Origin of the sequence: Paenibacillus qinlingensis (genome assembly GCF_031455095.1) — a bacterium.
Taxonomy (GTDB): Bacteria; Bacillota; Bacilli; order Paenibacillales; family NBRC-103111; genus Paenibacillus_E; species Paenibacillus_E qinlingensis_A.
The window spans coordinates 46944-67980 of the sequence record NZ_JAVDSB010000012.1; the positions used below are offsets into that span (position 1 = coordinate 46944).

The 21037-nt window shown below is 50.3% G+C and carries 17 protein-coding genes and 1 riboswitch; of the genes, 6 read left to right on the plus strand and 11 right to left on the minus strand.

Going from position 1 to position 21037, the window contains the following annotated elements; translation table 11 throughout:
* Positions 1-4: 4 nt before the first annotated feature.
* Positions 5-904: an ABC transporter permease gene (locus J2736_RS24430; RefSeq protein ID WP_310501203.1), complete on the minus strand. Its 900-nt coding sequence runs from the start codon at positions 902-904 to the stop codon at positions 5-7.
* Between the two features lie 94 nt (positions 905-998).
* Positions 999-2564 (minus strand): extracellular solute-binding protein, encoded by a 1566-nt coding sequence (locus J2736_RS24435; protein ID WP_310501204.1) that lies wholly within the window; start codon positions 2562-2564, stop codon positions 999-1001.
* Between the two features lie 301 nt (positions 2565-2865).
* Between J2736_RS24435 and J2736_RS24440 the strand changes: the two genes are divergently transcribed.
* Positions 2866-5193, plus strand: coding sequence for a helix-turn-helix domain-containing protein (locus tag J2736_RS24440; RefSeq protein WP_310501205.1), 2328 nt, complete (start codon positions 2866-2868; stop codon positions 5191-5193).
* Between the two features lie 68 nt (positions 5194-5261).
* On the opposite strand, the gene J2736_RS24445 is transcribed toward J2736_RS24440, so the two are convergent.
* From J2736_RS24445 to J2736_RS24460, 4 genes are read right to left on the minus strand one after another with little or no spacing between them, the layout of a single operon-like run.
* Complete coding sequence (locus J2736_RS24445; protein ID WP_310501206.1) at positions 5262-5900, minus strand: hypothetical protein; 639 nt, start codon at positions 5898-5900, stop codon at positions 5262-5264.
* Positions 5897-6730: an amidohydrolase family protein gene (locus J2736_RS24450; RefSeq protein ID WP_310501207.1), complete on the minus strand. Its 834-nt coding sequence runs from the start codon at positions 6728-6730 to the stop codon at positions 5897-5899. The genes J2736_RS24445 and J2736_RS24450 overlap by 4 nt, the downstream gene beginning before the upstream one ends.
* Positions 6721-8673 carry a hypothetical protein gene (locus tag J2736_RS24455; protein WP_310501208.1) on the minus strand — a complete coding sequence of 651 codons (1953 nt, stop codon included), beginning with the start codon at positions 8671-8673 and terminating at the stop codon, positions 6721-6723. The genes J2736_RS24450 and J2736_RS24455 overlap by 10 nt, the downstream gene beginning before the upstream one ends.
* On the minus strand, positions 8670-9593 hold the full coding sequence (locus tag J2736_RS24460) for an aldo/keto reductase (protein ID WP_310501209.1): 924 nt from the start codon (positions 9591-9593) through the stop codon (positions 8670-8672). Before J2736_RS24460 ends, J2736_RS24455 begins: the two co-directional genes overlap by 4 nt.
* 112 nt (positions 9594-9705) lie before the next feature.
* Here J2736_RS24460 and J2736_RS24465 point away from each other — a divergent pair, with 112 nt between their 5' ends.
* Positions 9706-10545, plus strand: a complete 840-nt coding sequence (locus J2736_RS24465) for an AraC family ligand binding domain-containing protein (RefSeq protein ID WP_310501210.1) — start codon at positions 9706-9708, stop codon at positions 10543-10545.
* Between the two features lie 193 nt (positions 10546-10738).
* Here J2736_RS24465 and J2736_RS24470 read toward each other — a convergent pair whose 3' ends face one another.
* Positions 10739-11335, minus strand: coding sequence for a sulfite oxidase-like oxidoreductase (locus J2736_RS24470; RefSeq protein ID WP_310501211.1), 597 nt, complete (start codon positions 11333-11335; stop codon positions 10739-10741).
* A 32-nt stretch (positions 11336-11367) separates the two neighbouring features.
* Positions 11368-11757 carry a glycine cleavage system protein GcvH gene (gcvH, locus tag J2736_RS24475; RefSeq protein ID WP_056609175.1) on the minus strand — a complete coding sequence of 130 codons (390 nt, stop codon included), beginning with the start codon at positions 11755-11757 and terminating at the stop codon, positions 11368-11370.
* 199 nt (positions 11758-11956) lie between these two features.
* A riboswitch (glycine riboswitch) is annotated at positions 11957-12053 on the plus strand.
* Positions 12054-12266: 213 nt separating this feature from the next.
* Between gcvH and gcvT the strand changes: the two genes are divergently transcribed.
* Genes gcvT through gcvPB form a run of 3 tightly spaced genes read left to right on the plus strand, consistent with a single transcriptional unit; the run spans position 12267 to position 16206 of the window.
* A complete protein-coding gene (gcvT, locus tag J2736_RS24480; RefSeq protein ID WP_310501331.1) occupies positions 12267-13361 on the plus strand; it encodes a glycine cleavage system aminomethyltransferase GcvT in 1095 nt (364 codons plus the stop codon).
* Between the two features lie 35 nt (positions 13362-13396).
* Complete coding sequence (gene gcvPA, locus J2736_RS24485) at positions 13397-14752, plus strand: aminomethyl-transferring glycine dehydrogenase subunit GcvPA (protein ID WP_310501212.1); 1356 nt, start codon at positions 13397-13399, stop codon at positions 14750-14752.
* Positions 14749-16206: an aminomethyl-transferring glycine dehydrogenase subunit GcvPB gene (gene gcvPB, locus J2736_RS24490; protein WP_310501213.1), complete on the plus strand. Its 1458-nt coding sequence runs from the start codon at positions 14749-14751 to the stop codon at positions 16204-16206. Before gcvPA ends, gcvPB begins: the two co-directional genes overlap by 4 nt.
* A gap of 313 nt (positions 16207-16519) precedes the next feature.
* On the opposite strand, the gene J2736_RS24495 is transcribed toward gcvPB, so the two are convergent.
* Both J2736_RS24495 and J2736_RS24500 read right to left on the minus strand, forming a co-directional pair.
* Positions 16520-17443: a Gfo/Idh/MocA family protein gene (locus J2736_RS24495; RefSeq protein WP_310501214.1), complete on the minus strand. Its 924-nt coding sequence runs from the start codon at positions 17441-17443 to the stop codon at positions 16520-16522.
* A 1-nt stretch (position 17444) separates the two neighbouring features.
* The gene (locus J2736_RS24500; protein ID WP_310501215.1) at positions 17445-18722 is read right to left on the minus strand and encodes an MFS transporter; all 1278 of its coding nucleotides are present in this window, start codon (positions 18720-18722) and stop codon (positions 17445-17447) included.
* A gap of 129 nt (positions 18723-18851) precedes the next feature.
* Here J2736_RS24500 and J2736_RS24505 point away from each other — a divergent pair, with 129 nt between their 5' ends.
* Complete coding sequence (locus J2736_RS24505; RefSeq protein WP_310501216.1) at positions 18852-19400, plus strand: hypothetical protein; 549 nt, start codon at positions 18852-18854, stop codon at positions 19398-19400.
* A gap of 108 nt (positions 19401-19508) precedes the next feature.
* Here J2736_RS24505 and J2736_RS24510 read toward each other — a convergent pair whose 3' ends face one another.
* A complete protein-coding gene (locus J2736_RS24510; protein WP_310501332.1) occupies positions 19509-21017 on the minus strand; it encodes a leucyl aminopeptidase in 1509 nt (502 codons plus the stop codon).
* Positions 21018-21037: the final 20 nt, after the last annotated feature.

The following is a 21037-nucleotide window of genomic DNA, read 5'->3' on the forward strand; positions in this document are numbered from 1 at the left end:
CCTCCTACCATAAGCCGCTCTCTCCCTTGCTCAGTCTGCGCACCGTAAAGTTAGCCCCCAGAATTAGCAGCAGCCCTACTAAAGACTTGAACAAACCAATTGCAGCCGTATAACTGTATTGAAATTGCGTTAGCCCCACGCGATAGACGTAAGTATCAATAACATCCCCCGTATCAAAAGTGACAGGATTGAGCAAGTTAATAATTTGTTCAAAGTTCGCGCTCAAGAAGCCGCCTAAGCTCAGAATGAACATAATTGCAATGGTTGGCATAATCGACGGAATATTAATATGAAACAAACGCTGCCAGCGATTCGCCCCATCCATGGTTGCCGATTCATGCAGTTCCGGATTAATGCCCGATAGGGCAGCAAAATAAATAATTGACCCCCAGCCGATATCCTTCAGTATGGCTGAACCCACCACAATGGAGCGAAAATACTCCTTATGCCCCATGTAAAATACGGGTTTCCCGCCGAACCAGCCCACGATCTCAGCCACAATGCCCGTGGTTGGCGACAGGAAATAGATGACAAGGCCGGACATAATAACCCACGAAACGAAGTGCGGCAAATACATGGTCATCTGTACGAAACGCTGAAAAAAGCGGGATCTGATTTCATTCAGCAGAAGCGCCAGCACGATTGGTGCCGGAAAAGCGAACAGCAGCAAATATAGATTTAACAGCAGCGTATTACTCAGCAATCGGTAGAAATCAGATGAATGAAAGAGCGCTTCAAAATGCTTTAAGCCCACCCATGGGCTGCCCCATATACCATCGACAACGCGAAAATCTTTGAAAGCAATGAGTACCCCGTAGATCGGGCCATATTTGAATACGAGAAAAAAGGCAAAGGCAAATAAATAGAGCGCAAACAGCTCCCTATTTTTCAGGATCATCTTCATGTCATGTGCACGTCCTCAGGGCCAGTTGCGATTCCATCCTCGGCAGCAGCCACTTGACTAACAGCCGAGGATACAGATTCGCTTCTTAAGCTGATTATTTTTTAAATTGCTTTTGGTACATCTCATTGGCTTCTTTCGTTAACTCGTCTCCACCCTTAGCTTTCCACTCTGCTACATACTTATCGAAATCGCTAAGCGGCACTTCTCCACTGATGATTTGTGCAAAATATTTTTGCGTCAGCGCCGTCAGCTCCTTCTTATATTTGCCATCGGATGGAAGAGCTGCGAATAATAACGCATCTGTCTGACTGGGTGCAGAAGAATAGGTACGAACGGCTTCGTTCAACTGTGGATTGGAATATTTATCCCGATAGGCTCGCGTCGTGATATTACCAAGCGAGAACAAGCGAATACCAACTGCATCACGTTGTTCCTGCTTTTCGAAGCCCGGTAACACTTTCGTCGCGCCAGCAGTTGCTCCGCTAGCTGCAAAATCCCATTGCGTTCCTTTGACACCTAAGCTCGTCATATTAATCGTTTCTTCGTCACTGCTTTCTGCTCGCAGTATTTCAAAAATTTTGCTCAGCTTAGCCGGGTCATTCTTCACCTTATTGCCAAGCACAATGTAATTACTTTTTACGCCCCAATCCCAGCTGCCGCTGCCGCCTGGTCCTTTCGGATTTTTACCCAGTTGAAGCTTAGCATTCGGATTGATGTCTTTCATCGCTATATTGGTCGCACCATCCGCGAGCGCTGCTTTTCCGACTTGCTCCTCAATGACACCGATCCGACTGTTATACAGCTTCTTGCGGTACGAATCTTGGGTATCCGTAATATATTCAGGATCGATCACGCCGTCCGCATACCATTTACGCAGCTTCTCAAGAGCAGCCTTGGCCTCTGGCATAATGGAACCGTTCATGATCTGCCCTTGCTTTTCGTGCCACATCGTTGGTTGTACGCCAAAGGCGCCAAATATCGAATAGAAGCCCGTCGACCACGTCGACGTCGCTGTTCCGGTCAAACCATAGGTGTCGTTCTTGCCATTACCGTCTGGATCTTTTTTCGCGAACGCATACGCCGCCTGCTCAAATTCATCCAGCGTCTCTGGGAGCTTGGTGATACCGACCTTGTCGAGCCAGTCTTTGCGCCACAACATCGAAAGGTCATAAGGTTTCAAATCGATAAACATCGGGACTGCCCAAAGCTTATCGCTAAATGTAACCGTCTGGAACAGCGCCTTCGACTGCTCAACATCTTTATAGTATTCAGGCATTTTCTCTTTCACCATGTTAGGGTCCAGATCCATCAGAACACCTTGTGCTTGGTAGGCAGAGACATTCGATGGATCACCTAGCATGAACACATCCGGTACGTCACCGGAAGCGATACTCGCGTCAGTCACTTTGACAGGTTTGATTTTGATATTGAATTTCTGTTCAAGCCACTTCTGAACTGGCGTATCCGCCACGACCGCTGGTGCTTGGAATTGAATGCCCCACGTAATTTCAATCGGCTTTGCAGCAGCAGCAGAAGTACTACTCGGTTGACTCGATTCGGACGTTGTTTTCTTTTCTGCGGAACATCCGCTAAGTACGCTTGCGGCCATGCTAGCTGCTAATACGGTAAGTGCGACTGGTTTCATTTTATAGATAGGCAAAATAAATTCCCCCTGGTTCACCCTGATTTCCGTTCCTTAACGCGCTCTACCCCGGCCAGGAAATGGGAACGGTTACATCTTTTACGATATCCCGTGGCACACAACTACACAATGATCTCATTCGATTTTTGTTATGTTATTCCTTTCCGTGGCTGTTTTTATAGCGTTATGTTATTCGATTTTTCGTATGTTTTTCGCCTCTCTGCTTCCCCCTTCTTCATTCTGTGCTATAATTTTCTTCGTGCCGAGCGCTTCATCCACGTCATCTTGAAAACGCTAACACTTTGAAAGGAGGGTCTGGATGCCTAGTCTTCAAGTGATTCGCAACCGATCGCTATTCGTCAAGCTGTTGTTAACTATGACCGCTATTATCGTTGTTACCGTCATCCTCATTTCTTCGGTTACCTATACGATTTCTGCCGATACCAGCATTCAGAATTCGATTGAATACAATCAATCCATCATGGAGCAGCAGCGAGAACTGATTCATAAAGAACTTCTTGCGATACAGAACATCGCCTCGAGCATGGTCATGACCCAATCCTATCTGTATCATAAAATAAATGATAAGCTCAGTGTCTCTTCACTTATTGACTTAACGCGGTTTCTGGAGGAACAGCAGAAGCTAAGTCCTTATATCGATTCCATTTATCTCGTCTACAATAAACTCGATCTCGTACTGACCTCACGTTCTGATATGAAAATGTCCCCGTTATCCTCTTTCACCGACCGTTCTTGGATGACGGTCATGAATGAAGATACTGCCAACCGAACGGTGTGGCTGACTAATCGTCCTGGCAACGCCGCTGCGAAAGGAACATTGGCCACAAGTTTAATGCAAAAAATGCCACTCATTGGTCCTGTTGATGGAGCCATTGTAATTAATTTGAAGCTCGACCTGCTCTTTAAAGAATATTTGAGTCATTATCATAATAAAAAAGGCCTGACACTAGTCCTCGGGACTCAAGGTGAACCGCTCTACAGTGAAACAGAAGAAGCCGCAGCCCTGATCAGGAAGTTTAACCCTAGCGTGCTATCCGCTCCAGGAAGCGGTTCCTACGTTGATGATCGCCAGTGGATCATGACCTACACCACCTCTAACGTGACAGGGTGGAAGTTTGTTAATTTAACCCAACGATCTGTACTGCTTGAGGGTTTAGGCCGAATTAAAATGATCGTAGCCGCCGTTTCTGCTCTTTACGTCACCATTGCCATTTTGCTGCTGATCTACATCTCACAGCGACTATACCGTCCGCTCAAAAGCGTTCTCACCTATATTAGCGGCAGTGAAAGAGCAAATCCTGAAGCCTCATTGCCGGCCGCCGACGAAGCAAGCTTCATCCAGCAGGCATTCGAACGGCTTCGACATAGCCGGGAAACGATCCTTAGCGAGAAGGAACGGGTAGAAACATTGCTTGGCGACAACCGTTCAGCGATCAAGGAAAAATATTTGAGCGACCTCATAAAAGGACGGGCAATTTCCCAGCAAAGCAGTGGGCAGGAGAAAGACGCAGCGGAGCTTTTGGGATTAAAGTTGAATTTTGAGCGATTTGCTATCCTAACGATCGAGCTAGAGGAACAATCCTTGCTGAATGACTCGACGGGCAATCTCCATTTTCATCTATTTCAATATGGCTTAATTGAAGAACTTGGGCCCGAAATCGACGGCGAAATCTTCGCCAGGGACGATGAACGCATCATCATCATTCTTGCTGTCCCAGCTAATCAAGACGATGCTCCAAATGAGCTTGCGCGAAAGCTACAGCTTAATATGGAGAGCCGTTACAGCATCACTGCAACGTTTGGAATTAGCCGCATCCACACGGGTGTGCATTCAGCTCAAACCGCTTATGAAGAATCGGTCGAAGCCCTCAATCTGAAAATGTATGTCGGCAAAGGCGAAATCGTGCCCTATACCATCGTTTATTCCTGGAAGCAGGATGAAGAGACCTATTATTACCCCTACGAGCTAGAGACAAAGCTGCTTCAGGCACTGCTTCAACTGAACGAGGAGGAGTGTGTGGAGACGATCAGCCGTATTACGAAAGAAGTGACTACCCGCAGGCTTGGGATAGCCAACGTACAACAGCTCTTCTTTCAACTAAGCGGGGAAATTGTCAAAACGCTGGTGCAAACCGGCGGAGATATGACTGCCGTACTCGGCGATCGGCCATTCGTGCTGTCCGGTATCCAAACGCTTCGTGATATGGAGGCACGCTTGATGGAGATGTGCACCCAAATCATTGCCCACAATCGAGAGAAGCGGTTGAAACTGAACGATATGACCTTGCAGCTCGCTACCGAATTTATGGAAAAGAACTATAATAACAACATCACAATCGAGACCGTTGCCGGGCACGTGCAGCGAAGCACGTCCTTTTTGAGCCGTATTTTTAAGGAAACGACGGGCACAACGATCAATGACCATTTGATTCATTTGCGAATCAAACGGGCTTGTGAGCTGCTGAAGCAGCCCAAATATTCGCTGGAAGACATCTGCCGTGAAATTGGCTATGCCAACGTCAGCTATTTCAGTAAGCTGTTCAAATCGCGAATGGGGAGTACACCTGGGCAATACCGTCTGTTACAGACGGTCGACCAGATACCGGCGGGAGGATTGGAAGAGTAGTGAGACAATGCAAAAGAGCCGACCAATTCTCTTAGGGAGATTGGTTGGCTTTTTGACCACATACGATATTAAAAGCTCAGGATTGTGTCCATCGTTTCCCACAAGATAGGTCCATGCTCGCTCTCCGACCAAGGAATAAAATGCGGCTGCATCACGTCATGCCAATTCTCTGGTGTAATCGGAGCAGGCCATTTCCTTCTCGTCACACCATGTTCGAACGATGGCGCCGGACGTTCCTGATAGGAGAAGATCAGTTCCTCATGCGCTCCGATGAGATAGGTTGGATTAAAACAGCTCGGTTTTTCCTCCTGCATAGCATAATGATAGAAGATGTAGCTGCTGTATTTCGAGGGTTTCAATCGTGCAAGGCTACCAACTCGCTCACCACTTTGCCCGGCTTCTTTCATCTCCGGTTCACCATCGTGGAAGATATCGAGCATTGGAACGGCATATCGATGCTCACCTCCAAAACTGCCCGGCCATGCCTCCAACAACGGTTTGCACGTTATTGGCCATTCCCATTCACAGCCTTCGCCCGTCATTTCAAAATAAAGAAATACCCCGCTCCCCTTCGCAAAAATCGAGCAGCCCACTACACCCTGCCCCCGAAGTTCGCGCTGCCAGCTTACGGCTGCTTCCGCTAACGCGAGCGCGAAGCCCACTTCGCAGCCAACTTTCGTCTGCGCTCTATACATCCTTCTCATCATATCAGTAGTCGGTAGAATCGACTAGCATTGCCCGCACGAATCATTCCCTTCTCCCCCTCCGCAAGATTATCAGGAAGTACCGCCTCGAACAAGTTGATGACGTCCCTATAGCCGCCTGCCTGTAAGGCGACCGGCCAATCACTGCCAAACAACAATCGTCCGCTGCCGAATATCTCAAGCAACTGATCGATGTAAGGCCGAATCCTCTCAGGATGGAATCCGCCTGCCATCGTGATCATCCCGGACAGCTTAACCGCCACGCCCGGAAGACTGGATAGCCGCTTCATGTCTGTTCGCCACGGTTCCATTTGCTGCTCCCGAATGTTGGGGCAGCCCAAATGGTTGACGACCGTCTTAAGCTGCGGCAGCTCTTCTAAATACGACGCTACATCTGCAAGGTCTGCCGGCTGTACAAGCAGATCCAACGTGAGATCAGCCTGCATCAGCGCAACGAGTGCCGACCGCAGCTTGTTCTGGTCGATCTCTGAACGCTCAGAGCGAAATGCACTCCCGTTTAATCGAATGCCGGTAAAGCGCGAGTTGGCCTTCAAGGATTCCAGCTGCTCGTAGAAAAGACCCGCGAACGGATCGAGTCCTCCGCTCACACCCGATATAACTGGCCAGGTCTTCGCCAGCTCCAGCAGGAATGCCGCTTCCTCCGCACTTACGGCAGCCTGTACGGCTACCAGCTGCTTAACACCGTAAGCGTTCAGCTCCGTAAACAACTGCTCTGGCAGGTAGTCCCGATAGAGGAGCACATTCTCAGGCTTCAACCAGCCATAATCAATGCGCGATGGCTTCCAAAAATGAACATGACTGTCTACGTACATGACGCATCCCCATCTTCCCTACGCCCTACCAGCAGATCGGCAGCATAAGGGTTCGGCCACGGCATATCATAGCTCGGCGAATTGACGTAACGCTTCATGCCAAGCTGTAGTCTAAGGCCAGCGCCTCGCTTTAGATGAACAGCCAGCCATTTGCCATCAAGCTCTATGTGCGAGCCTGGTACAGGGCAGCCATCTCCGTCTATTCGCTGGACACTGGTAAACTCGTGTTCTCCGAAACTTCCTGCTTGAATCACGACCTCGCGTTCATCAAACAAACTCGTATTGCAGAGCTGCAGCGTCACACCATCCTTTGTAAGCGCCTCCACTAACGCAGATACACCTTGTGGAAGACCTGGTCGTTTCTCCTGTGAATCAAAGTAGCGAACCCTTGCATGCTGCAGGCCACCGTGCGAAATATGCATCGGTCCCCCCATTGTCAGCTGTACAAGCGACTCGAAATATATCGGGCACATCTCTTGCCAGATATGAATGTTAGAAAAGTCACCGTCTGCAAAATCGCTTTTCCACTCATGCGGGTCGCCTTGGTCCGAGCGCATTTTCTCCAGCTGCCGGCCTACCAACTCCATATTGGCTGCCAGTATTCGCTTCGGATAGTCCGGGTTGAGCCCTCGAATGTACTGGAACCAAGGCTCCGTATTGCCGATAAAGTGCTTTGTTTCTCTCCCTGTCTTGCTGTCCCTACCGGAGACGACAGGTATCGTAATTTCATTCCAATCATGATCTCTTGGAATCCGCTCTAACCGTTCTAAATCCTCGTCGGCCATGGACATCGTCCACAAATAGACCGGATACTTCGGCAGCGCCTTCCGCCAATCATACCAGCCGTTATCCCCATGTTTATTTGGCACGAGTACCTGGCCATTTTCTTCCCGCCGCAGCGCCCAGTTGGCATCCAGTTGAGAACGGGCTAACTCAAGCTGGTTCATGTCTCCCGTAAGTAAAACGGCATTCATACACGCGTTTGTCAGCGGCTCAATGATGGTCATAAATCCGTGCGGCCATCTATAGCCGTAATAGCCTCCCCACCATTTACCGTCATTGTACTCGCCTATTAAGCCAGACAGTCCGACATTATCAGGAATAATCCCCCCGTTACGGTGAGTGCGTTCTTCCCATGCTGCGAGATAATCGACCACCCAATCACGATAGGTTGCGTCTCCATTAAACATGAACGCATGCGTGATCATTCCAGTTGCATTCAAATTCAGCGGAACGTCTCCCCGGTTCATACGCTCATTCATCATTTCAATCATTTTCTGATAGACGTCATCGTTGGACCATGGGGTTTTACCGCTTGCAAAATCAACACCAGGAATATCCTCATACGGTGCAGGATAGTGGTCGAGAATACTGCGATGCGTGACCCAATCCTCTTCTGTTACTTTAAAACGTGGACCTTTGCTTCCGTTCAAAGGGGACCTGATAAGCTTCTGCGCCTTATCATAATTCGGAGCCTCTGGATCGTCTCCCGTATACATGCCCGCAAAACGTACGGCTCTCTGCCTGTCTTTGCTTGTAGCAGGACCAGCTAGTCCGAGAAAGTACAGAAATAAATACCCTTCACCATGATGCATCCAATCATAGTAAGCATCAAATTCTCGGGAAACTTGCCCATATTCCGTCCACTGCCACGTAATCCCTTCCCAAATCTTACGGGATACTTCGTGAAGCTCACGACTACCCCCTAATACGTAGAGCAGTGCTAGATTCATGAACCCTTCATAGGGATCATCTGATCCGTCCATCCCTGGCCATTCCTTCTGCCAGATCAGCGTTCCATCCGGCTGTGTGTAACGAGCCACAAACTCCTTCGCCGCTTGATTCAACGTAGCAAATAACCACTGTTCCTGCAACGCCCACTCTGGTGGCATCATTCGCTCTTCCGCTACAATCCTTGGCAATATGCCTGCTTGTGTGTTCATTTCGATGCCTCCTTCTCCGCTGGAAATAAACTTTTGCCCTGAAATAAAGCATATACCCGTTGCTGATCTTCTAAATCCAATCCATGCCCATCACAAAACGCCAAGTTCGCGCGCAGCACTTCCCGTGTTGCAGCCCCAGTTAAGGTCACGTGAATGGCCGGTTGCGATAGACTGAAACGCATGGCTGGTTCGACGAGTCCGTGCGGCTCTGTTTTGCGCAAAAACGTGAGCTGCTCCATCCGCTTCGCTGCCTCGTCAATGATGTTAGGGTTCAAAAACGGTGCTGGCGTATCGGCAAGCAGGCCGAGTCCGAGCACACTGCCGTTGATGACACCTATCTCCTTCTCAGCTGCGAGCGGGAGCAATGCATCCTTCGCTGTATGATCAATCAGCATATACCTAGCATAAAACTGGATGCTGTCAAACCGATTTATCCGAGCATATCGCTCCAGAAGTGACAATATTCTTGTCGAAACGCCGATATAGCGAATCTTTCCATCTTCCCGCAATTTCTCCAAGGCAGGAAGCGTCTCGTTCACGATCGTTTCATAGGAAACCTGCTCTACATCGTGAATTTGCAACAGATCGATCCAATCCGTTTGAAGCCGTTCCAAACTATGTTCAACGGAGCGAATCGTCGTCGCATAATCGAAAGATTCTCCCGGACCTACTGCCTTGGATGCCAACACGACTTCGTTTCTTCTTCCGCCGATCAGCGCCTTACCGATTCTACGCTCCGACTCACCTCTGCCGTAGCTCGGTGCCGTGTCAATAAAATTGATGCCGCTGTCCAAAGCCTCATGGATCATTTTCTCGACGCCTTGTTCATCCGCAGGTCCAAAAACCCCTCCAAGGGGTGCGCCGCCAAGCCCTAGTTTCGATACACGAAGTCCAGTACGGCCGAATGTAGTATACTCCATTTGTATATCCCTCCTACTGTAAATTGTAGTGTTCATCCTTTATAATCAAAATAGCCAGAGTTCCCCATCTCATGGTATATCTTCTCTATATGAGGAAGAGGCGAAAGATCACGTGGAATTTATTTATACGGATCCGATTGGTTTGACCGATCTGGCGGTGCTGGAGATCGGCACACAAAGTTGCCTGCCTGACATTTCTTTCGGGCCCAGCGTAAGAGATATGTACATTCTTCATTACATTCACAGCGGATATGGCACTTACTCGACAGGAGGCCGAACGGAACGGCTCGGCCCTGGTGACCTGTTCCTCGTTACACCGGATACCGTCCACACCTATCGCGCCGATTCGGTTGAGCCCTGGAGCTACTCTTGGTTTGGCTTCGTCGGAACATTTGCCCCCCGTCTGGTCGAAATAGCCGGATTTAATGTCCTGTCTCCTGTTCGGACGGCTGATTCTTCGTTGCCCGTTGACTCTCTTTTTGGCAATTTAATGAGCCTGCGCAAGGAACCAGCTAAAGAGCTCCTACTAACCGCTCTGCTGTACCAAATATTTGGGACGCTGGCCATACCGGACGATACGCCCCCACTTAGAGCTGATGTCGGACACCATGTACGTAATGCTGTTTCTTATATGAACGCCCGTTATGCCGATCGCATCAGTCTACACGAAATCGCTGAACATGTCGGGCTGGACACCAAATACTTGTGCCGTCTCTTCCAACAGCGCTTATCCATGTCCCCCTACCGATATTTGACCGATGTCCGGATGAGGAAAGCTTGCCGTCTTCTCCGCAGGCAGCTTCTCGGCATCGCCGAAATAGCCCAATCTGTGGGCTACCAAGACCCCCTCATGTTCTCGCGCATGTTCAAGCGGACCATTGGTATTTCGCCAACAGCGTACAGAGAGAAGGCTAAATTGGAGAGTGGAACAACTTCCTACGAAACTTCCTGATTATTCCTAAAAATGGAAATAAGCCTATCGATGATAGGCTTTAATTGAAAATAACCCCCACTCAGGTTAGCGCCATAGGGTAGGGGTTATTCATTTCCGGTATGTCACTCGGAGTGTCTCCATCCAAGTGTTGTGCAGGAGACGGACCGCGAATCCGTCTCTTTTGTTATATTTACTCTAACATTTTGAACCATTAATCAAAATCGTACCTCTGCTCCCTGAACGGATCCCCGTACATATGATATCCATTCCGCTCCCAGAAACCTGGCTTATCCTTCGCCATGAACTCGATGCCTCGCAGCCATTTGGCGCTTTTCCAGAAATAGAGATGCGGAACCACCATCCTTACAGGTGCTCCGTGGTCAGGAGTCAGCAACACGCCATTATGCCGGATGCCCAGAAAAGACGTCTCCAACAGGAAATCTGCCAGTGGCAGATTCGTCGTCCATCCATGCTCGGCATGCAGCATCACATGGGTTGCTTCTGGCTTCAGCTTCACTTTGCTCATGAGTTCGGACACAGCTATGCCCTCCCACACATTATCCAGCTTGGACCATGTGGTGACACAATGGATATCGTTAGCAAATTCCTTACGCGGCAGCGCCATGAAATCTTTATACGAAATGGTGAACTCTTCCTCCACCAGACCGAACAAACGTAAATCCCATTTGCTCATGTCGTTGTAGTAGGGCACGGACCCATAATGCAGCACAGGCCAGCCTTGTGTCAGCGTTTGCCCAGGAGGAACACGATCACTCGGATCCTGCGGTTGCTTTTGCCCAAATTGCATGGAACACCCTCCATCTGTTCTGCCTTCAAACCTTAGTCGTTACCGATATAGGAGCCGTATTCCGCAGCACTCAATAAGCCTTCCAATGCTTCTGGTCCTGAAATTTCAACCTCAACCATCCAGCCTTCACCGAAAGACGCATTGTTCACGAGCTCTGGCGAGCCTTCCAGCGTGCTGTTTACAGCCGTTACTTTGCCTGATACTGGGCAGAAAATGTCCGAAACCGTTTTGACCGATTCCACGCTGCCAATACTCTCATTCGCGGTAACAGAAGCACCTACCTTCGGAAGCTCCACGAATACAATATCCCCCAATTGATCTTGTGCAAAATCAGTAATCCCTATGCGAACCACCGTATCCGATAGCTTCTCTACCCACTCATGCTCTTTGGTGTATAACAAATTGGCTTGTACGTTACTCATCAGTCCACGCCTCGCTTACTTACAAATTTTGCTTATAGCTTAATCTACAGAGAACATCAAAGTCAAGACGGACATCATGGAGGGCACAATTCCTATTGAAACAGGCGGATGAGTACCTTCCAACCTAAAAGTTACTGTTGACAATTCATACCGATTTAGCCTCATAATGAGGATAAGTAGGCTAATTAAATATTGGCGAATGAGGATACAGGGAGAGACTGCGGAGAATGTTGGCAGCGCCGAAGGAGTAAGCCCAATGTGGTGAATCTCTCAGGCAAAAGGACCTGTATCGGACGCGACTCTGGAGAGCTTCGAACACTCGTTAATCACGAGAGATCGGACACCCAAGGGGAAACTTAACGGTTGAGCATATAGATTCATCCGTTCTAGGCAACTCTCAGGTACAAAGGACAGGGGCAAAAGGTATGTTTGTGTTGCATACCTTTTGCTCTTTTTTTGCGTTTCCGGCAATAATACCAACGGAAAATCACTCGATTGAAGGTGAGGTTATACGCATGCTGAAACGAACACCGCTTTTCCCGATTTACGCGGAGTATGGCGCGCGAATCATTGATTTTGGCGGCTGGGAGCTGCCCGTACAGTTCACTGGCATTCAAAAAGAGCATGATGCTGTCAGGGGGCAGGCGGGGCTTTTTGATGTATCGCATATGGGTGAGGTACGCATTCAAGGCCCGGATGCATTCGCATTTGTCCAACACGTCACGACGAATGATGTGTCCAAACTGGTAGAAGGACAGTGCCAGTACAGCCTCCTATGCTATCCAAATGGCGGTGTGGTTGATGATCTGCTCGTATACAAGTTCAGCGACGATGATTACATGCTCGTTATCAATGCCTCCAACATTGAAAAAGATATCGCTTGGCTGCAACAGCACCTGACAGGTCAGGTCGAGCTGACCAACATATCCGATGAGACTGCCCTGTTAGCCTTGCAAGGACCACGGGCCTTAGACATTTTGGCTAAATTGACCGACGCACCGATTGAGACGTTAAAGAGCTTCCATTTCCTCCATGATGTCAAAGTTGGAGATGTGAAAGCGCTGCTTTCCCGAACGGGGTATACAGGTGAAGATGGTTTCGAGCTTTACGTCGATCAAAAGGATACCATCCCCCTATGGCGGAAACTGCTGGAGGCAGGAACCGAGCATGGGCTCATCCCCACAGGGTTAGGTGCTAGAGATACGCTTCGCTTCGAAGCGCGACTTCCCCTTTATGGGCAGGAGCTATCCTCGGAGATTTCGCCGCTGGAGGCGGGCCTTTCTTTCTTTGTAAAGTTGAATAAAGGTGATTTCATAGGACGGGACGCCCTGCTCGAGCAAAAAACACACGGAATTCCACGCAAACTCGTTGGCATTGAAATGCAAGAACGCGGCATTCCACGTCCGCATTATGCTGTATACGCCGAAGGTAAACAGATTGGTGAGGTAACCACAGGTACACAGTCTCCAACGTACAAAACGAATGTGGGCTTAGCTTTAATCGACTCCGCATATAGCGCCGTTGGTACGGAAGTATTCGTTGAAATCAGAGGGGCACAAGTGAAAGCTCAGGTCGTCTCTACCCCTTTTCACAAAAAGAAATAATCCCCGAGTCCGGGTCGGAAGGAGCACTTCTTGTTATGAAACATCGTTATTTGCCTATTACGGAGCAGGATCAAAAGGAAATGCTGGATACAATCGGCATCTCCTCGATGGATGAGATGTTTAGCGATATTCCGCAGGGGGTGCGGTTTCAGGGTGAACTGCAAGTCGGGAATGCGCTCAGTGAACAGGGATTACTTCGATATATGCGCGAGTTGGCGGGGCGCAATGCGGATTTTCAGCGCTATGCCAGCTTCCTCGGCGCTGGCATCTACGATCATCACCTTCCGGTGGTGATCAATCATGTGATCTCACGCTCGGAGTTCTACACCGCGTATACGCCTTATCAACCGGAGATTAGCCAGGGGGAATTGCAGGCGATTTTTGAATTTCAGTCGTACATCTGTGAGCTCACCGGCATGGCCGTAGCGAACGCCTCGATGTACGATGGCGCAACCGCGCTGGCCGAAGCCGGCGCGCTAGCCAGCGGCGCGACGAAACGCAGCCGTCTGCTCGTGTCCCGCTCGGTGCACCCGGAGGCGCGCGCCGTCTTGCGCACGACCGCCCGCGGGCTGAACTTGGACGTCGTCGAGATCTCCGTGACCCCCGAAGGTGTCACGGATCTGGACGATCTCGCGTCCAAGCTCGAGAGCGACGCAGCCGCTGTCATCCTCCAATCGCCGAATTTCTTCGGCTGCTTGGAGGATCTCGCGGCTGTGGAGCCGCTCGCGCACGGCGCGGGCGCACTGCTCGTCGTGAGCGCGAATCCGCTCACGCTCGGGCTGCTCGAAGCGCCGGGGAAGCTCGGCGCTGATATCGTCGTCGGCGATTGCCAGCCGCTCGGCATCCCAGCTGCGCTGGGTGGACCGAGCTGCGGCTACTTCGCCGTCGCGGAGAGCTGGATGCGCCGCATGCCGGGGCGCATCGTGGGCCAAACCGTGGACCGCGATGGCAAGCGCGGTTTCGTGCTTACGCTCCAAGCGCGGGAGCAGCATATACGACGTGAGAAAGCCACGTCGAACATCTGCTCCAACCAAGCGCTGCTCGCGCTTTGCGCATCCGTGTACTTGTCCACGATGGGCAAGCAAGGCATACAGGACGTTGGCACGCTGAACGTCCGAAAAGCGCACTACGCGGCCAATCGCCTTGCCGCGTCACCTAAACTTGAGCTGCCGTTCACCGGCAGCTACTTCAATGAATTTGCCGTCAAGCTGCCGGACGGCACGAACATCGAGGAGCTGAATCGTCAGCTCCTCCAGCGCCAAATCATCGGCGGCTACGACCTCGGCCGCGACTATCCACAGCTAGCTGGCCATATGCTAATCGCCGTTACCGAGCAACGAACACGCGAAGATATTGATGCCTTCGCAGCTGCATTGGAGGAACTCGTATGAACAACGAAAAAGCACTCATTTTTGAAATGAGCCATCCTGGGCGTGTCGCTTATTCCTTACCAGATTCGGATGTCCCCGACGTAAATATAGATGAGCTTCTGCCAGTTAAATTTCTACGACAAGTCGAGCCTGACCTGCCCGAAGTGTATGAAGTCGACGTCATTCGCCACTACACGGCGCTTTCTCGTCGCAACTTTGGTGTGGATAATGGTTTTTATCCGCTAGGCTCATGTACGATGAAATACAATCCCAAAATCAACGAAGACGTCGCCCGCTTCCCCGGCTTCGCCCATATTCACCCGTATCAGCCAGAGGAATCGATACAGGGCGCTATGGAGCTGCTGTACAATCTCCAACACGATCTCGAAGCGATCACCGGAATGGATCGGGTAACCTTACAGCCGGCAGCAGGTGCACATGGCGAGTGGACGGGGCTCATGATGATTCGCGCCTATCACGAAAGCCGTGGTGAACACCGTACCAAGGTCATCTGTCCCGATTCCGCTCATGGCACGAATCCTGCAAGTGCGACGGTCGCTGGGTTCCAAACCGTCACGATCAAATCCGATGAGCGCGGCCTCGTGAATCTCGACGAGTTGCGCCGTGCCGTCGGTACAGATACAGCCGCTCTCATGCTCACAAACCCGAACACACTCGGTTTGTTCGAAGAGCAAATCGTTGAGATCGCCGAAATTGTGCATGCCGCAGGCGGACTGCTCTACTATGACGGCGCCAACGCGAATGCCATTATGGGCATCACGCGGCCAGGAGACATGGGCTTCGATGTCGTCCATCTCAACCTGCACAAAACCATGAGCACACCGCACGGCGGCGGCGGCCCTGGCGCTGGTCCTGTCGGCGTCAAAGAACGGCTGATTCCTTTTCTGCCGACGCCGCTTGTTGCCAAACGGGAGGATAACAGCTTCTACTTCGACTACAATTATCCACAGTCCATTGGTCGTGTTAAAGGCTTTTACGGCAACTTCGGCATCCTAGTTCGTGCCTATACCTACATCCGCACACTTGGGCCAGAAGGCTTGCGCAAGGTATCCGAGTACGCCGTCCTGAACGCCAACTATATGCTAGCTCGGTTAACGCCTTATTTTGACGTACCGCATCCCCGCTTCTGTAAGCACGAATTCGTGCTATCCGGGAATCGCCAGAAGAAGCTGGGTGTACGTACACTCGATATCGCTAAAAGATTGCTCGACTTCGGCTACCACCCGCCAACGATCTACTTCCCGCTCAGCGTGGAGGAGTGCATCATGATTGAGCCGACAGAAACGGAAAGCAAACAAACCTTGGATAGCTTCATCGACACGATGATCGCCATCGCCAAAGAAGTTGAAGAGACGCCAGAGTTGGTTAAAAATGCCCCTTACACAACCGTCGTCAGTCGGATGGATGAGGCATTGGCCGCTCGGAAGCCGGTTCTGAACTGTACCTGCGGGTAAAACGCAAATCTAAGTCACGCATCTACACGCGAAAAGGCTGATCCCTGAAGTAGATATCTACTTTAAGGATCAGCCTTTTATTGTCTTTCTCGCCCTTTATCCCCAACCAGCCAATAGTACGAAAAAACCGAACTAAACGCGACCAAGTCGCCTCACTTGATCGAATAGTTCGATTCGCCGAACTATTCAACCAATTTCCGAGATGACTGGCTGAAAATAGCGTTTTAAGCAGGCTAAATCGAACTACAGGCGCTTTCCCCCACAAAATCATCCTAAATAAGTAGGCAAAACCGAACTAAACGGCTCCGCTACCTCAAACCGACAGCTTCTCCACCAACTCGTGCGAAGCCAGCACAAGATCCGCCCGAATACCGCACGCATTCGGATCATCCAGCGAATGCAAGAAATGCTGAACGACGCCAGCGAAGCCTCTGCGCTCCAATACGGTATCCCAGCTGCCGAAGGTGCGCAGGCGAGGGGCAGCATTTTTATCATAAAAGACCGCTGACTCCAAATTCGTCACCTCGACGGATCTGCCGCTGCCGTGCAGCTCAACTTTTTCCAAATCAACACCGGCTAATCTCACCATGCTGTATGAGCCTGTGGCAGAACCGAAACCGAGCATACCTGATGCATGCAGCAACTTGCCGCTGTCATCTACCTGCTGATGGGAAGCCGTCACCTCATAAGGACTATCCCCTAACCAAAGTAACGTATCCAGCATGTGGATCAGATCATCATACAGCGTCTCTTTGGCGCTATGCCCCTGCAGTTTGGTACGATGCTTTACGGCTGAGGCCACATCAAACCCACCCGCTTCCTGCAACCACATCTTCGCCTCGATATATAACGGCGCATAGCGACGGTTGAAGCCCGCTGCAAGCAGCACGCCTTTTTGCTCCGCATACGCTGCCATTTCCACTGACTCTGCCCACGTATAAGAAAGGGGTTTATCCACATAAACCGCTACCCCATGCGCCATGCAGGCCATTGCAATATCAAAATGCGTTGACGTCGGGCTATGTACAAATACGACATCCAAACCAAGGGATAATAGTTCATTCAACTGCGTTGTTCCGAACGGAATTCTATACTTCATCTTCATTCGTTCAACGGTCGCTGCTGTAGAGCTCATAATACCTACAAGCTCTACCTGTTCATTTACAGACAGCAACGGTAGATATACTTTTTGCGCAATATCTCCTAAGCCGATAAGGCCAATTCTCTTTTTAGACATGTTACACGCCACTCCTTATTTGTGTTCGTAATACATAACGCCCTACCCATAAACCAAGTATGAGCAAAATAGCACCGACCACCGTGGATACGCCATATACCTGAACCCACATAGGTTGATCAGCAATTAGTGCATATATTTTCCCGCCTGCAACAGGTCCTAGGAAAGCTGCGAATCCCGTGATTGCCGAGTATGTCGCAATGTACATGGGACGCTCACTCTTCGGAGTATCTCCAATTGTAAAAGCAAATACCATCTGATTGAAGCCGCCCAAACCGATACCAAGCACAATATGAACGGCAAACAGCACAACAACAGCTGGTATAAAAGCGATCGCTCCCCATAATAAGCAGGCCAAGGCAATAATCGGCAAAGACCATAACAGCAAGGTTTGAGCCGAGAATCGCGCATTCAAATTGCCCCACACATAATAGCTAGCCATCATCACTAAGGTATGTACTACCGTTATATAAGAAACCGTCCCGTAGGAAATGTTCATCAGCTTCAGCATAACGTAGGAAAAAAGAGGCACAGTCAGCCCCTGAACGAAAAGGAAGGCGGCAAGGAAAATAATAGCTCTGAGAAAAGCGCGGTCCATTAATGGCTTCTGGATCATGCCTACAGGATTCGAAGCGGTTGATGGCTCGAAAGGCGGATTCGGGTACATAAAGTACGCAATCACATTAAACACCACACAAACACTGACAATCATGAAAATATAGGTAAAGCCCTGCTCACCTGGATATGTATCGAGAATTTGACCGCCTATGAAAAGCGCCAGCGAACTTACTCCCCCCAAGATGGTGTTTCGCAGTCCAAAATAACGTCCCCGAATCGGTCCTGGAACCGCATCACTAATGAGCGATGTCCACACAATTCCCCCAGCCGCATTCCCTAGATGAGCAGCGGTGTACAGAATCATATACGTGATGACCCAATACTCTTGCGGTAAAACAAATGGAATAAGACCTACACAAGCCCATAATATTCGATGCGTAGATCCAAAAATAATGAGCATACGCTTTCGATTACGGAATTTTTGCATGACGACTGCCATCGCGATTTGAACGATATTGACGACGGTTGTGATAGCCAGAATAAAACCAATCTCGGTCGAGCTTGCACCTAAGTAAATCAAATAACCGGTTAAGAATGGACCGCCCAACAGTTGAAAAATAATGACAGCAGGAAAGCCTTCGAATGTCGCGACGAATAAGCTTTTACGGTAGGTGGACATCTTTCTCTTCGGCTTACGCGCGTTCGGATCGAATAATTTCAAAGGCATAAACCTCCTTATGTCTGTCTCGCAAGGTTAGCAGGATCTAATAGTTTACAACCTATGGGTCGCTTATGGTAAAATAGTAGGGACTACCTAATCTATCACGTCAGGCGGGATCATCGTAAACCTATGAAACTTAAACTTTTGGGTCTAATCGCAACCTTGTTGCTCTTTTTGACTTTCATTGTACTCTCTATCAAGTCTGAGTCAACTACTTATTTGTATATTGCTAGTGTTTGCCCGCTTCTAGTCGTTCCTTTTCTACCAGATATCCGTTCGAATCAATATATTAAAGCTAATGGCCCTGTACGCCTCATTACCATGGAGAGCAAGGATAGCGGAGATTCAGATTTTCTTGTAATCCTTTTTGAACCAGGCTATATCAAATGGAATGGCGGCAAGCTTTTCTTCAATTTGGCAGATAACATGAAAGATGTGTATGTGAAGCCCGATCCATTGGCAGCAACGCTTACTGTTCTAAAATTTGATCTGCTCACGCACCGCCGCAAGAAGAATTGGATCGGCATCTCCTTGGCACAGTTGCAACAACGCACAGAACAACTCTCTTATACAACCAATGAAGTAAACCGTCTTATTATTCGTATCTCAGATATTCAAGAGTTACAACAAACCAACATTAACCAGCCTGCTTCTGTGGGGCAACAAGTTGGCGCTTAACAACTAGCTATAAAACACAAAATCACCCAACGTTGGAGATCTCCGCCTACAGTAACAGGTAGGTCAGAGAAGTCTCCCTCGCGGGTGATTTTTTATTGGATCTCAAGGCTAAGTAAGCTGCTCACCGCACAAGTATGCGGCTAATGTTCGCACCATCACACCTGTTGCCCCTTTGGGTTCAATGCCTTTGGCCGACCAAAGCCAAGCCGTACCACCGGTATCCAGATGGATCCAAGGTGTTTCCTCAGCAAAGTAACCGATGAACAAACCAGCCGTAATCGCGCCTGCCCAGCGGTCGGAGGAGGTGGCGTTTTTGATATCCGCTACATCACTCTTCAGCATCGCACGGTATTCAGAGTAGTTAGGAAGCTGCCAAACCTTCTCTCCTGCTGCTGTCGCGGCTTGTAGCAATGGCTTCAAGAACTCATCATCATTCGTCACAGCCCCAGTCGCGATATCGGCAAACGAGATTAGGATAGCCCCCGTTAATGTCGCTACATCGATCAGACGGGTCGCTCCATGCGCTTTCGCGTAGGTGATTCCCTCTGCCAAAATAATACGACCCTCCGCATCGGTATTCAGCACCTCCACGGAATGCCCGCTGAGCATCTTGACGATATCTCCTGGGCGGTACGCGCTGCCCGACGTCATATTCTCCGCTGCCGGAATGACCACAACCAAGTTCACCTTCGGCTTCAATTGTCCGACGACATGCAAGGCACCTAACAGTGTGGCGGCTCCGCCCATATCACTGATCATTTCTTCCATGCCGTCGGGCTTTTTCATCGAGATACCGCCGGTATCGAAGGTCACGCCCTTGCCGACGAGGCCCAGCACGTCGGCATTATCGGGATCACCCGTGTAACGCAAGGTGATCATGCGAGGCGGGTGGACGCTCCCAGCGCCCACCGCTTTGAGGCCGCCCATCCCGCGGGCGGCGATTTCGTGCTCGTCCAGCACTTCGCAGGCGAAGCCGTAGTGCAGGGCGAGTTGCATGGCTTCCTGAGCGAGGGAAGCCGGCACAAGCTTGTTGCCCGGGAGGTTCGTGAGATCCCGGGCATAGTTCGTGCCCTCCGCAACAGCCTCGGCGGCTGCGATCGCTTGCTTCAGAAGCGCTGCATCCGCAGCCGCTTCTGTCAAGAGCACCGCCTGGCGCAGCTCCGCGCGCGCAGGCTCATTCTTGCGGTACGCCGCGATGCGGTACGTACCGAGAAGCAGCCCTTCGGTCAGCGCCGCGGCGGCTGACCGGCTGTCAAATCCGCTTGGCAGCTTCAGCGCCAAGCTTTCGAACTGCAGCGCGAGCATCCGCCGCGCTGCAAAAACCGCGGCTGCGCGCAGCGTATCGCGCGTGGTTGCCGGGCCGAGCCCCGCAACCAGCACATACGCGTACGGCAGCAGCCCGTGGGTCGGCAGCGCCTCGAGCTCGCCTGAGGCGCCCGTGAATAGGCCCTTTGCGCGCATGCGCTCAAGGGCCTGGTCGAGCTGCGGCAGGCCGAGGACACTGTCCTGGCGCAGCTCTGCTTCTGTGACGCAGAAGAGAATCGCGTCTGCTCCTTCTATATTTTCCAACAACGAAGTGTACACACGCGTTGTAATATCTGTTATTTTTGTAAACATAGGCAATGATCCCTACCCTC